This is a genomic window from Paenibacillus tundrae, from assembly GCF_036884255.1.
Classification (GTDB): Bacteria; Bacillota; Bacilli; order Paenibacillales; family Paenibacillaceae; genus Paenibacillus.
In genome coordinates this window covers 4,803,384-4,817,328 of the sequence record NZ_CP145605.1, presented here as the reverse complement: position 1 = coordinate 4,817,328, position 13,945 = coordinate 4,803,384, and the positions used below count along the sequence as shown (strand labels likewise).

At 44.1% G+C, this 13,945-nt stretch carries 12 protein-coding genes; 5 read left to right on the top strand and 7 right to left on the bottom strand.

The features are described from left to right. The first annotated feature begins 248 nt into the window (after window positions 1–248). Window positions 249–986: a cyclase family protein gene (locus tag V6W81_RS21645; protein WP_338540347.1), complete on the top strand. Its 738-nt coding sequence runs from the start codon at window positions 249–251 to the stop codon at window positions 984–986. 73 nt (window positions 987–1,059) lie between these two features. Here V6W81_RS21645 and V6W81_RS21640 read toward each other — a convergent pair whose 3' ends face one another. Next, window positions 1,060–1,260 (bottom strand): hypothetical protein, encoded by a 201-nt coding sequence (locus V6W81_RS21640; RefSeq protein WP_128103100.1) that lies wholly within the window; start codon window positions 1,258–1,260, stop codon window positions 1,060–1,062. 222 nt (window positions 1,261–1,482) lie between these two features. Here V6W81_RS21640 and V6W81_RS21635 point away from each other — a divergent pair, with 222 nt between their 5' ends. After that, window positions 1,483–1,938, top strand: coding sequence for a hypothetical protein (locus V6W81_RS21635; protein ID WP_338540346.1), 456 nt, complete (start codon window positions 1,483–1,485; stop codon window positions 1,936–1,938). Window positions 1,939–2,030: 92 nt separating this feature from the next. Here V6W81_RS21635 and V6W81_RS21630 read toward each other — a convergent pair whose 3' ends face one another. From V6W81_RS21630 to V6W81_RS21620, 3 genes are all read right to left on the bottom strand, one after another. Next, window positions 2,031–3,857, bottom strand: a complete 1,827-nt coding sequence (locus V6W81_RS21630) for an ABC transporter substrate-binding protein (protein ID WP_338540345.1) — start codon at window positions 3,855–3,857, stop codon at window positions 2,031–2,033. 29 nt (window positions 3,858–3,886) lie between these two features. Next, window positions 3,887–5,401 carry an ABC transporter permease gene (locus tag V6W81_RS21625; RefSeq protein ID WP_338540344.1) on the bottom strand — a complete coding sequence of 505 codons (1,515 nt, stop codon included), beginning with the start codon at window positions 5,399–5,401 and terminating at the stop codon, window positions 3,887–3,889. 75 nt (window positions 5,402–5,476) lie between these two features. After that, on the bottom strand, window positions 5,477–6,919 hold the full coding sequence (locus V6W81_RS21620) for an ABC transporter permease (protein WP_338540343.1): 1,443 nt from the start codon (window positions 6,917–6,919) through the stop codon (window positions 5,477–5,479). Between the two features lie 145 nt (window positions 6,920–7,064). On the opposite strand from V6W81_RS21620, the gene V6W81_RS21615 reads away from it, so the two are divergent. After that, window positions 7,065–8,801: an ABC transporter ATP-binding protein gene (locus V6W81_RS21615; protein ID WP_310138463.1), complete on the top strand. Its 1,737-nt coding sequence runs from the start codon at window positions 7,065–7,067 to the stop codon at window positions 8,799–8,801. 82 nt (window positions 8,802–8,883) lie between these two features. Here the strand turns inward: V6W81_RS21615 and V6W81_RS21610 are convergent, their stop codons facing one another. From V6W81_RS21610 to V6W81_RS21600, 3 genes are all read right to left on the bottom strand, one after another. Next, window positions 8,884–9,672 carry a hypothetical protein gene (locus V6W81_RS21610; RefSeq protein WP_338540342.1) on the bottom strand — a complete coding sequence of 263 codons (789 nt, stop codon included), beginning with the start codon at window positions 9,670–9,672 and terminating at the stop codon, window positions 8,884–8,886. A 150-nt stretch (window positions 9,673–9,822) separates the two neighbouring features. Next, complete coding sequence (locus V6W81_RS21605) at window positions 9,823–10,584, bottom strand: LuxR C-terminal-related transcriptional regulator (RefSeq protein WP_338540341.1); 762 nt, start codon at window positions 10,582–10,584, stop codon at window positions 9,823–9,825. A 51-nt stretch (window positions 10,585–10,635) separates the two neighbouring features. Continuing rightward, window positions 10,636–11,700, bottom strand: coding sequence for a suppressor of fused domain protein (locus tag V6W81_RS21600; protein ID WP_338540340.1), 1,065 nt, complete (start codon window positions 11,698–11,700; stop codon window positions 10,636–10,638). A gap of 134 nt (window positions 11,701–11,834) precedes the next feature. On the opposite strand from V6W81_RS21600, the gene V6W81_RS21595 reads away from it, so the two are divergent. Together V6W81_RS21595 and V6W81_RS21590 are read left to right on the top strand one after the other, a co-directional pair. Next, window positions 11,835–12,128, top strand: coding sequence for an antitoxin Xre/MbcA/ParS toxin-binding domain-containing protein (locus V6W81_RS21595; RefSeq protein WP_338540339.1), 294 nt, complete (start codon window positions 11,835–11,837; stop codon window positions 12,126–12,128). 351 nt (window positions 12,129–12,479) lie between these two features. After that, entirely contained in the window at window positions 12,480–13,937 is a 1,458-nt protein-coding gene (locus tag V6W81_RS21590; RefSeq protein ID WP_145046698.1) for a glycoside hydrolase family 1 protein, read from the top strand. The last annotated feature ends 8 nt before the right edge of the window (window positions 13,938–13,945 follow it).

Sequence of the window (13,945 nt, the reverse complement as noted above, 5' to 3'; positions counted from 1 at the left end):
AATCAAGCAAGCCAAAGAAGGATAAAGGTTGAATATTACGGTAAAATCAATACTTTTCAACCTCAAGATCCTACGCCGTTCTCCATACAGGAGAGCGGCTTTTTTGGCATTTCTTTTCGGTTGAATGAAGATTACAGCATACGGTACTTGTATCTTCTAGAATAAATTCAATCAAAATTCTTCACCAATGTGCAGCGTTGAGATATAATAGGGGGAATTTATTCCATTCTACATATGAGGTGATCCTGATGTCGACTGAACTTATTCAAGCTATTCAATTGTTAAAAGAAAAAAAGTGGGTAGATCTGACACATACCTTTGGGCCAGATTCACCTCACTTCTCAGCCTTTGATGCAGCTCAATTTGATACGCTATTCAATCACGACCAAGGATTTTTTGCACAAAGCTTCCGATTCCCCGGGCAATATGGTACTCACCTAGATGCGCCGATCCATTTTGTGCGTGATACTCGTTATCTGGATCAACTCGGGTTGAAAGAGTTAGTATTACCACTAGTTGTAATCGACCAGTCAGCAGCCGTAGCAAACAATCCTGACTTTACGCTGGATGTGGAGCATATCCTAGCATTCGAGCAAGAGCACGGTGAGATTGAAGCGGGCAGCTTCGTCGCTCTACGTACCGATTGGAGCAAGCGTTGGCCAAGCCATGAGCTATTTGATAATAAGGATGCTGATGGGAACAGTCATGCACCAGGGTGGTCGGTAAGCGCACTGAAATTTCTGTTCGAAGAACGGAGCGTAAAGGCTATCGGTCATGAGACCTTCGATACAGATTCGGCAATAGATTATCGTAAAAATGGAGCTTTACTCGCCGAATATTATGTCTTGGCACAGGATACATATCAAGTAGAGCTGTTGACGAACTTAGATCAGGTTCCTGCCAAAGGAGCAGTCATTTTCAATCTCGTACCCAAAGCGGAGAAAGCGTCCGGATTCCCGGTTAGATCCTTTGCTATCTTGCCATAAATCTAGTTAAGGTATCGTCTTATCCAAATGTATTATGTAAAATGCAAGGGAGGCGAAAGCCTCCTTTTTCTAATTACTTATGATCCGATGATGAAGCTTGATTAAATCGTTCCGTAATTCTCTTCTGTTCCTTCTTGCGCCGAATCCAACGTTTGAATGCATTCTCTGCTTTTCTTCCCTCTAACGTTTCTTTCAAGCCTTGAATCATGAATTCAGATCTCCGTCTGTCATCCCGACTAATCTCACGTAATTCCTTAATAAATTTGTCGTCCATATCTGCCTCTCGCTCATTCAGGATAGATTTCTATTATACCGAACATACGTTCTTTTATCAAGTTTTTCCATGATACATATTGTCGAATCCTTGTAGTGACAAGAAGCATAGGAACGTGGTGCACCTTGTGTGAGAATGTTCTTAGCGTGGTCGGATATAATCGTCGTGTATAGTAGCATTTTGGCAGGAGTTAAATAATAAGTTGAGTGGGAGGCGGGGTTCATGGTACAGCCGACATTAGGTAGGTCATGGTTACTTGCAGTAATGCATGGGATATTAGGGATTGGAGCACTTGCTGGAGGAATAATGCTAATTATAGATCCGACGGGAGATGCAATTGGTTTACCGAATACGTTATTGGAGCATTCTCCGTTTGCTAACTTTCTGATCCCGGGCATATTGTTAATGTTAGTTCTTGGCGTGATGCCTACAATCATCGGTATTTCGCTCATCCGTCACATTCGCTTAGTGCTATGTGAGAAGCTTAATCTCTTTCCTAAGAGCTACTGGGCGTGGACGTTCTCCTTATATACCGGATTTGCGCTCTTGATCTGGATTATGACGCAGGTGTACTGGATTCAGGCCGCCTCGTTGATCCACTTAACCTATTTTGCATGGGGCATAGGAATTCAGATCGTAACCTTACTGCCTGGGGTACAACGAAAATATTCGCAATAAATATAGCTACTGAAGATGTTATTGACATTGGATAGAAAACGGCTGTACCACGATCAAGAAGAGATCGGGTACAGCCGTTTGTTGTTAACCGTTTATTTTGAAGCGTTGTAGTTGCTCAAGAACTCTTTTACTTTTGCTGGATCAGCCTTCAATTCGTTACCTGTCTGAACCAGTGGGCTTAATGTGGAGAATGCTTTTAGTTTGTTGTTTTTATAGAATTGCAGAATTTCATCCTGATTAATAGAGTATAGAACAGCTTTTCTCAGGTCACTGCTCTTGGATACTTCACGATTTGCCGTGTTGAACAGCAGGTAAGATACCGCGTTGCTCGGGATACTCTGTAAGTGCAGCTTGCTATCACTCTCAACGATGTCATACTTGGTTTCAGGCACACCGTAGTAGAGGTGGATCTCACCGCTACGCAGGGCGGAAAGTGCGCTGTCTGCATCAGCGATAAAGCGTACATTTACTTGTGAAATTTTCGGTGCATACTCGGTTCCTGCGCGATAGCCAGGATTTTTGAGGAATACACCTTCATAGTCATTTTTGTATGACAAAATGTATGGTCCACTTGTATACAACGTATTGTTGTACGCTGCTCCTTCAGTTACTGTGTTTTGATCACCGTAAGGGATGTCTTTGTTCACATCAAAGGATGCTACATCATAAGTGTTGATGCTTTCCACTTGTTTCTTGGACACGATACCAGCCGATTGGTGAGCCAGGTAGTTCAATACTTGCGGGAACGGTTCAGTTGTTGTCAGTTTGATGACCTGATATTTACCTGCTCCGTTGTCTGCTTTGGTTTTATCAGATACAAGCTCTGTAATTTTGCTGTCCAATCCTTGTTCCAATGCATCCTTGATTGAACCGCCACCACCAGTTTGTTGCGTAGACTCCAGTACGCTCAGATCTGTGACCAGCTCGGTTTTTTGGATGTGCTCATGCAAGCTGTATGTCCGGTGATCAGGCACGGAATCTTTATTTTTGGCACGATCCATGGAGAAGATAACATCATCCGCACCAACGCGTTCACCCGTATCTACTGCTTTTTTGTTGTCAATCTTAGCAAAGTTAATATCGTCTCTCAAGACGAAGTAGTACTCTGAGTTTCCATCCGCGATGCTGAAGTTGTGGGACAGGGATCCCTCAGCAGTCAGTTGATCGTCATCCGTCAGATTGACTAGACGCACATACATATTGGTATTCAGTTGGTTGATAGAACCATCATTACCTTTGATCGGGTCAAGAGAGGTTAGTACAGACGCGCTTTGCGTCAAGATCAGAGGATCTGTTTCGTTTTTGGAACTGTCCTTGAATTGAATCGGTTCCCAAGCCATTGCACGAGATTTGGACAAGCGCACTGTATCTTGGTTAATAACGTCTTTGTTCAGTGCCTGGTTTTTGAGGGAGTTATAGACTGGAGCGATATACGCTTGATCAGTTACCAGACGTTGCTCCAAGTTCTTGTACGTTTCTTTGTATTGATCTGGCGTTTGCGTAGCTGCTTCATCAATCAACTTGTCGATTTCTTCATCAGCCAAAATGCTGTAATCTCCGCCTGTTTTGAAAAGAGAACGAACGGCATAGTCCGGGTTTCCCGTAACTGTTGTCCAGCTTGACAAAGCAATGTCATAATTCCCAGCGTCCTGTTGGGATTTGTAGCTACCGTAATCCGGTTGCAGGTTCAGCTTCACGTTGAATCCGTTTTTAGTCAGCTGGTCACGGATGATGTTTACATCGTTCTCGGAAGAACTTTGTGCCAGCAATGTAATATCTACTGGTGCTTGATTCGTAGTAGTCTCTGTTGTATCCGAAGTTGACGATTCAGCTTGAGTATCGCTCTTCGTTTTTACGCTGCAGCCGGAGATCACAATGACCAAGATAAGTAACAGCGAAATGAGTGTACGTTTTTTCATGAAAATACCTCCTATTGGAATGAATGAAGTTATACTTTTTCAAGCTTAGGATCAAGCGCGTCGCGCAGTCCGTCACCGAGAAAGTTAAACGAAAGAACAAGTAGAATAATGGCAAGACCAGGATAAATGGCAAGATACGAATGTGTCTCCAGATACGTACTGCCTAGTTTGAGAATGTTGCCCCATTCCGGAATATGTGGCTCAACGCCGAGCCCAAGATAACTCAAGCTGCTCGTGGCGATGACGGCTCCACCAATCGTAAGTGTGGACTTGATGATCATTGGAGCTAGCGAGTTCGGAATGATGTGTTTGAAAATGATGGAACGGTTGTTATACCCGAGTGCACGTGCTGCCTCTACAAATTCAAAGGTAGATACATAAAGCACACTTGCTCTCATTGTTCGAGCGTAAGTCGGGATAGAGCCAAGGCTTAGCGCCAGGATCAGGTTGACGGTATTCGCTCCAAATGCCGCGATGATTGCAATGGCAAGCAGGATACCTGGTATAGCGTACAGTACATCAAGCAGTCGCATGATGATATTGTCTGTATGTTTACCATAGAAGCCTGAGAATGCTCCGAGCACCCCGCCAATCAATACGGGAATGATGGTGGACATACAACCTACAATGAGAGAAATTCGAGCACCGAATACAATTCGGGAGAACAGGTCGCGTCCAAAGTCATCCGTCCCAAGCGGGTAGGCGAGAGAAGGCGGCTGTAACAGGGCTGAGTAATTGTTTTCCACGGCTACGCTATAGTCGAACGTATAGAAACTACAGATCGAGATCGAGAATAGGAAAACGATGAAGAACAAGCCTGACATCGCAGTTACATTTGGAGCAAGTCGTTCCCATAGATCGTTCCAGAAGTTAGATTTTTGCTTCCCTTGGCGGCGTATCCGTCCAAGAAGGGTAACACCCAGCAACAGAGCAAACAGGTTACCTGTAATTGAAGTCAGGATAAGCACTACACTGACGATCAGCATCCAGCGAGGAAGCATCTGTGCTGGCGCATATTGAGATACGATGAACAGCACGATCAGATCAATGACCATGATCAGAAGAAGTACCGCCATTGCTGGAAGAAAGGTATCCGCGACGTAGGGTTTGAATATATTCAAGCCCGATACACCTATCACGAAGAGCTGAGTCAGCACGGTGTAGACAGCGAAGGTATACTCAACGCTCTTGCCTCTTCGAATCAGATGAAAAGCAGCCGTGACAATAAAAATATTACCTGTGATGATGGCCAGAAGTTGAATCCATCCCATCCTGCGAGTCCAGACAGAGATCGAGCCATCGCGCATCAGGTCTTTGCGTAATTTATAGGTCACGAAGCTCTGAACGAGTGTGAAGAACAGGTAAGCCAGAAATGCTGTCAGAATAAATGGTCTAAATACGTTCTCCCCGTAATCATAGCTATTGAACATGAAGAGCAATGTCAGGAGTAGCGAAGTGATCCAGGCGAAGTTAGCCTGACTATATTCTGAAGAAGACTTCAGTCGAAAACGCATCTCTTGTGTAATAGAACCTGATTTTGTCATTTAAATTGCACCTGCTTTAAGCGGTTGTAAGAAAGATAAGAAAGATAAGGTAGACCAGACTTTTGAACACATATTTTAATATTGTTTCATCTTGGAACGTACCCTCGGATCAATAAAAGCGTACATCAGATCAACGATCACATTGATAATCGAAATCGTAATTGCAGTGTACACTACTCCGCCCATAATACTCGGAATATCGGGTATAAATTGCTTATCCACAATGTAGCTGCCCAGACCGCTGATGTTAAACACTTTCTCTGTTACCGCGGCTCCGCCGAGCATTCCGCCAAATTGCAGACCGACAACCGTCACGATAGGAATCAATGCGTTACGAACTGCATGTTTAAGAAGGACGTGGCGCTCACTAAGTCCTTTAGCCCGAGCAGTCATGACGTAATCTTCATGAATGACTTCGAGTGTAGAAGAACGGGTCATCCGTGCAACAGCCGCCGTGAGTCCGGTTCCCAGAACGATGGTTGGCATGATCATGGATAACCAGTTCTGCGGATTGAAGGTAGCGGGTAGCCATTGCATTTTGATTGAGAAATTCAGAATGAAAATAAGTCCTTGCCAGAAGTTTGGAATCGATAATCCGATTAATGCGATAAACATGAACGTGTAATCAAATAATGAATTCGGTTTGATTGCTGAGATAATACCGATCGGCAGTGCGATCACAATGGCAATCAATAGTGAGATAACAGCCAAAGTTAGCGTAATCGGAAACTTTCGAGCAATGGTGGCTGTGACATCTTCATTCCCCGCAAACGACTTCCCAAGATCAAATAAGGCAATGCCTTTGATATTATTCCAGAGCTGCACGAGATAAGGCTGATCTAGTCCATATACGTGATTAAAAGCTGCAATCTGTTCTGGCGTTGCTGTCTCTCCCAGAATGTTAGCTGCCGGATTAAATGGCGACAGATATAAAATGGTGAATACAAGTGTGGCTACGCCCATTATGACGAATATGGTCATGAGTAGTCTTTCAAATATGTACTTGAGATAGGGATTGCCATACAACAATAAAATGCCGTACATCAGACAGCCTGGAATAAGTGATAACACGAAAAACCACGGATGGTTAATCAGTGAGCGGAAGGTATCCGCCATCGTTGTTCGTTGTTGTCCTTTTTCCCGAAGTTTGAAAGCTGTACGCTCGTTCACCTCTTTGCGAAGCGTTTCTTCTAGCCATTCTTGCGTTTCATGTTGGAATTCGCTCTCACTGACATGCTGCTTGAAGAAGCGATGCTTCCGTCGAAGTTGTTCTTCTATTTCTCCGCGAAGTTGATCTCGATAGGCATGAGTCAGCATTTCCTGTTCTGCTTCTTGCCTAGCGACCTTCCAGCCATCCTGTTGTCTTCTGGATCTCCAGACCAATAACACGATTAAATTAACGGGCAAGCCGAGAATAAATAGAACATATCGATAGGAGGGGTGGAGCAACATTTTGTCGTAGATAAAGCCCAAGGTGTGTGCAAGCCGTGACATTCTGCTGCCTTCTGCTACATTCAACCCAGGTGAACCTCCTTTCATCCAAGTTAAAATTGCATTATTCCGATGGATATAGTATATATTATTTTAGGGTCTACAGATTGTCAAGGAATAATGAGTATACATACGTAAGGTTATGAAAATATGGAAGGAAGCAGGTGTTGTGATGCAACCTTTGTTAAAGGTAAATGATCTATCAGTCTCTTTTCATTCCGGGGAGAATGAGTTTGAGGCGGTCAAGAATGTCAGTTTCGAGGTACGTCCAGGTGAAACACTTGGCATTGTTGGGGAGTCTGGTAGTGGCAAAAGTGTGACTGCACGCTCCATTATGAGATTGCTAGCATCTCCGCCTTCACGTATGAAACAAGGGGAGATCTGGTTCAAGGGAACCGATCTTGTGAACAAAACGCAGAAGGAAATGGAGAGCATTCGAGGTCGTGATATCGGAATGATCTTTCAAGATCCAATGAGTTCACTTAATCCGACCATTAAGATTGGTAAACAAATTTCGGAGAGCTTGATTAAACATCAGAAGGTATCCAGACGAGAAGCGAAGAAACAAGCAATAGCGATGCTTGAACTGGTAGGTATATCGCAAGGCGAGGTACGTTACAATCAGTATCCACATGAGTTTTCCGGTGGTATGCGTCAGCGTGTCATGATTGCTATTGCACTCGCCTGCCGACCTGAGCTATTGATTGCCGATGAACCCACGACTGCGCTTGATGTAACCATTCAGGCACAGATTCTCGATTTGATGAAAAATATGCAGCAGCAATTAGGGACCTCGATCATTTTGATAACCCATGATCTTGGGGTTGTTGCAGGCATGTGTGATCGGGTTGTGGTCATGAAGAGTGGGGAGATCGTAGAAACGGGCACAACAGCCGAGATCTTTGCAAGTCCAAAACACCCGTACACTTCCAGATTACTTAACGCATTGCCACGACTGGATGAGAAGAAGAAGCCTAAGCCGGTCTCTCTTGTTCCTCGTGACTTGGAGGATCATCAACCTTTGCTGGAAGTGAAGTCTCTTCGCCAGCATTTCAATCTGGGGAAGGGCAATACCTTGAAGGCCGTGAATGATATTAGCTTTCATATTCGCCAAGGTGAGACGCTGGGTGTCGTGGGGGAATCAGGCAGTGGTAAGTCCACGACTGGACGTGCAATTCTAAGATTGCATGAACCTACGGGCGGTGAAGTGTTGTTTAAAGGGGTTCCGCTGAACCGTCTATCCGCTTCGGAGATGAAGACGATGAGGAGGCATATGCAGATTATTTTCCAAGATCCGTATGCTTCACTGAATCCGAAAATGAGAATCATGGATATTATTGGCGAAGCGCTCGATATTCATGGACTGGTTAAGAATACGTCGGAACGTGAGAAGCGGGTGGAGGAATTATTAGAACTGGTGGGGCTTGATCCGTCACATGCTCAGCGTTATCCGCATGAATTCTCAGGAGGACAACGGCAGCGAATAGGGATCGCAAGAGCACTAGCGGTGGAACCGGAGTTTATTGTATGTGATGAGCCTTTATCTGCATTGGATGTCTCCATTCAGGCGCAGATTGTGCAATTACTAGAAGAGTTGCAGCAGCGTCTTGGTCTGACTTATCTCTTCATTGCGCATGATCTATCGATGGTCAAACATATCAGTGACCGTGTGGCTGTTATGTATAATGGCAAAATTGTCGAGTTAGCCGAGAGTGAAGAGTTATACAGCAACCCTCAGCACGCTTACACGAAGGCATTGTTATCTGCTATTCCTGTTCCGGATCCTGCGATAGAGTCGAAGAAAAAACGAATCGTAAGCGAGGAGCACCGAGATGCTGGTGTGGATCGCTATCAATTGGAACATTCCAGTTGGGTTGAAGTGTCTGATGGGCATTGGGTAGCTATATAACGAAAAAGAACCCCGACCATGAATCATCGAGATTCTAGTCGGGGTTCTAAGCATATGATGCTTGCCTAAAAAGGCAAGAAGATTACTTGAATTGTACAGATTTTTTGATCGTATCAATCGATGCTTTGCTCTCGTCATCCAGGTACGTAAAGATGAAGTTAAAAGCATAACCTTCGATAATAGCACTGTAGTAGTCTTGTGTAATCGTTGTGCCATCGCCAGCGTCCATCGTAATTTGCATTAGATCCATCTCTTTGCCACCGATCGTTTCAGTGGTGATGTCTTTGTAATCATATGGGAATTGACTCGCTTGCATGAACTCTTTTGTTGCTTCGAGATAGTCTTTACCTGTACGAATACCTTGCAGCAAGCTTACTTTCTCAGCAATTGCCATAGCGGAAGGGCCAACTTGTTGTCCACCGAGTGGCAGTTCAGATGCCATTAACAGGTTGAGTGTTTTTTCTTGAGACAACTCGAGTTGTTTTTTCTTCGTAGCATCGTCTCCAGCAATAGCTTCGGAAGAAGCGCTAGTCAACTGATTCATGCCTGCAGCATCTTGGAACTCCCATTCTTCAGGGAATTTCAGGGATACGCCAAAGTAATCGTTGTTGTAGCTACCTTTTTCCGTCGTTCCGAGCTCGACATTTTGGGTGTTATCTTCTGTAGCTGTTTCAGTAGCCGTTTCTGTGTTTTCCGTGTTCTCGGTATCCTCTTTAGCGGCGCTATCTGTATCTGTGCCCGCAGTTGCTGTTTCTGTTTTGGTTGTGTCTTCTGTGCTCGTAGCCGTATCGGCTTTGTCACCGCAAGCAGCTGCAACGAGTACGATCATGATTAACATGGCAAATAGTGAAGCTTTTTTAGAAATAGACATAATACCCTCCTGATGTGTGTTCTCTTAACTTGAATGAAGAGGCGTTCAAAAGTCTGCTTTTGAACACGCATTTCAAGTGTACTTATGTACTCTTTAATTTTAGCACACCTGTTCTCTTTTCCCACCTATAGGAATCTATAGGGGTACCTGTTATAAATAAGACAATCGGCTAGCCATTGAAACAGCTTCAGTACTTGATTGCACACCTAATTTGTTAAAAATCACTTTTTTGTGATGATTAACGGTGCATTCCTTAATTTTTAATTTCAGTGCAATCGCCTTGACAGTAAGTCCATTCGAGATCATCTCCAGGATCGTTAACTGGCGATCGGTGAATTCCACCGAAGTGTGTCCAGTAGCCTGAGAGGCTTGCAGACTCTGATAGCTATTTTGCATAAATGCAGGAATGAGCTTGGCTATAGCAATAAGTTCACTCTGTAGATCAGCGTTAATGGTAGACACATCTAAATAACCGGAATGCTTCAGACCCACGGAGAGAGGAGTAGCATAGCAGTGCCAGGTTTGAAACAGTGGGTTTTCATGCAGCTCTGGTGGTAGAAAAATGGGTTTATGTTGATCCATCGTTTCGGATATCGCATTCACACCACAGCTCTTGGCCGTGAAGATCATCCCCAGACGAATAGGAGACTGCTGCACCTCATCGGTTAGATCACAACTGTGATCCATTGCGATCAGCACGCCATCTGAATCCGTAAGAAGGAATAGATACGTTCCTGATAAATTTTCTTTGATATTAGAGATGCTGTGCTGGAAGGCACCGATTAGAAAATGATTGATTTTCAGAACCCGATCGAGCTGGGGCTTGGATAAATAATGGATCTGTGCTGCCTTGGGTACAGGCATCTGGGTCTTAGGCCAATGCTTGCTCAAAGCAGTTGTTGTCGCACTCATATCGATTCCTCCTTGCGATGCAACTTGTCGTAAATATATATCTTTTCGTTATTAGCCGATCGTATCAATTATGTTCCCATCTGGGTCGGTAATTTCCGTACGTACGATGCGGAAGGTGATACCGGGAAGCGTGTTTAACTCAAACGTTTGGGCTTTCGGTTTCAGCTTCTCCATAAGTTCAATGACGGCTGCGTCATTTACAATTAAGGTAACGTTGTTTTCGTTCTCCTGAAAAGATGGCTCGTCTCCAGCCTTAAACGTGATGTTCACGTTAGGTCCGATTAAGGAGAGGGAGTCTCCTTTAGCTGTGCGACTACGCAATATTCTGCCGATGAGTCGAGCCTGCTTGGCTCCAACTTGAAGTACAGCGGGTTCGGCATTTTGAAGCGTTTCTTGATGAACGGACGTCCATTCAAGTTGTTGTATGAACAGAAAGGCAGTACTGGAACCTTCTTGCTCGATGCCCCTTGCTACCGCCTCTTCAATGATAGGAATATCCACATAGGAGTTACGCATGAGATCGGTAACATATTTCGGCATAAAGCTAGCGCATGCAGCTAAGAATCCACGGGTATTCCATGTCTGTATCGTCTCCAGCTCTCTACATGTCACGCCGACCATCTGAATGAATTTAACGGTACCGTTCGGTGTAGTTATCTCTTCAAGATCAGGGTCTTCGATAAAAGCAAGTGCGGTCAGCAGTGTGTCAGAACCGAGGCAGATCGGACCGTTAGCATCCATATAATCGCCTGCGTGAAAGATATTACCGCTGTTGAAGACATATCTTCCGATATTTTGCAAAAGGTTCAATGCCCAAGCGGGCGGTTCTTCTTCTTCCACATTCCGAAGTAGCCGGAAGGTCAATTCGAATCCATAACCACTATGTTCAGGATCATCTGTTTCTTTATCATAGAGCTCTGAGAAGCCATACGTGATGAAGTGCCAATGCGGTGTTGGTTGCTCTACGCGATATGCGCTTATTCCGTTGAGTGGATCAGGGCCACCCAACATATAAGGGATTGCAGTCCCGTAATGTTTAGGCTGTTGATTACCATAGAGTGCGTCAACCGCAGCATCAATGGCATCCCAGCCGGAAGTGTTTTCTTCTTGAGACATGATGAATCCTCCTTGACTTTTCTTTCCCCCGAAAAACATTTAAAATTAAGTCTAACGGTTGCAGGAGCTGTTTCAAAGCGGCTTTAGGATGAATTTGTATGAGATAGAACTAGTCATATGGGGAGTGATTTTACATGAGTATGAAAGAGATCTATTCGGAAGAGTTTAATCAGGCTAGTTGGGATGCATTCGTTCATTTGTTTGACGAGTTATATGCGCAGGTGGATCCAAAATGGATAGAACGCGCACGAGTACAGAAAATTCCGGCAGATGTGGGTCAGGTACTTCTGTGTGAAATGGGGGAGTACACATTTAAATGGCTAGAGATGAATATCCCTGCTTTGGGGGACCAAAGTCCTGTAAGTTATTTGGAAACAGAAGAGGGAACCAATGAGCTTCGAGCAGCTATTTTGCGTATGCCACGTTGAGGTTATGATGCTACAAAATACACTGATGCACAGTGAAGTTGATTTTGTGAAATGATTATGTTACGCTTACATCACAAGAGAACACAACAGAATACGTAAACGACATCTTTTGATGGATTGTAACTGCGTAGACAGGCAAAACCTAAACTGATGGTGAAATGAAAGCTCCTTTTTTCGGGATGCTATTTTACCTTGAGTTTAGGTTTTTCTTGTTTTTGCGTAAAAATATACGTGTATATTGTTGCGATTGAACAATAATGTCGTGGGTATGGTGTTGATTTTGCTCTCTTTTGGATATTCTATCTTTCTGACTTGTCAATAAAAATACAAATTGAAATGAGGTTGTTATTCATGACCACAGCTAAAAAAGGATTCCCTGAAAACTTCCTATGGGGCGGCGCTACAGCGGCGAATCAATTGGAGGGTGCATTTGATAAGGATGGCAAAGGTCTCTCCACTGCGGATATGATCGCACATGTTCCTAAAGAGAAGCGTACTGGCGGCCATGCAATGGAAATTTCCTCTTCCCGCATTGAAGAGATTCTGGCTGGCAAAATCGAAGAACGTTTCCCTAAACGTTTTGGTATTGATTTCTACCATCGTTTCAGAGAAGATATCGCATTGTTTGCAGAAATGGGCTTCAAAGTATTCCGTTTGTCCATCCACTGGGCACGTATTTTCCCGAACGGTTATGATCAAGAGCCTAATGAAGCAGGTTTGAAATTCTACGATGAAGTCTTCGACGAGTTGTTGAAACATGGCATTGAGCCGCTCGTAACGTTGTCTCACTATGAGACTCCGCTCGGTTTGACGCAAAAATATAACGGCTGGGCTGGCCGTGAAGTAATCCAACATTATGTTAGATACGCAGAGACCGTATTTAATCGCTATAAAAACAAAGTGAAATACTGGCTTACTTTCAATGAAATTAACGTAATGGTGTTCAGTCCTTACACTGGCGGCGGAATTCTCATTGATAAAGTAGACAACAAGCTGCAAACCACATATCAAGCGTTGCATCACCAATTTGTTGCAAGTGCATTGGTAACGAAGCTTGCGCATGAGATTATCCCAGGTTCCCAAGTGGGCTGTATGCTTGCACGTATGGAGACATACCCAGCAACTTGTAATCCAGTAGATGTTCAACTGGCTCAGCATGAGAACCAGCTTAACTTGTTCTTCACAGACATGCATGCTCGCGGTAAATACCCGAACTACATGGCTCGTTACTTTGAAGAAAACAACATCGTGATTCAAAAAGAAGCTGGCGATGACGAAATCTTGTTGAACAACACCGTTGATTTCATCTCCTTCAGTTACTACATGTCTGTAACAAAATCAGCTTCCGCTGATTTGGAAGAAACAGCAGGTAACTTGACTGGTGGCGTGAAAAACCCTTATCTGGAAGCTTCCGACTGGGGCTGGGAGATTGATCCGATCGGTCTGCGCGTAACGCTGAACAACTTCTGGGATCGTTACCAAAAACCATTGTTCATCGTTGAAAATGGTCTGGGTGCTTACGACAAGGTTGAGGAAGATGGTTCCATTCACGATACGTATCGTGTAGATTACCTGAAGAAGCATATCGAGCAAATGAAAGAAGCTATCAAAGACGGCGTAGAGTTGATTGGTTTCACAGCTTGGGGTCCAATTGACCTTGTAAGTATGTCAACTTCTGAAATGTCCAAGCGTTATGGCTTCATCTATGTTGATCTGGATGATGAAGGTAACGGAACTTTGGAACGTTCGAAGAAAGATTCCTTTGACTGGTACAAAAATGTAATTGCAACGAATGGTGAGCAACTGTAATACGTTGA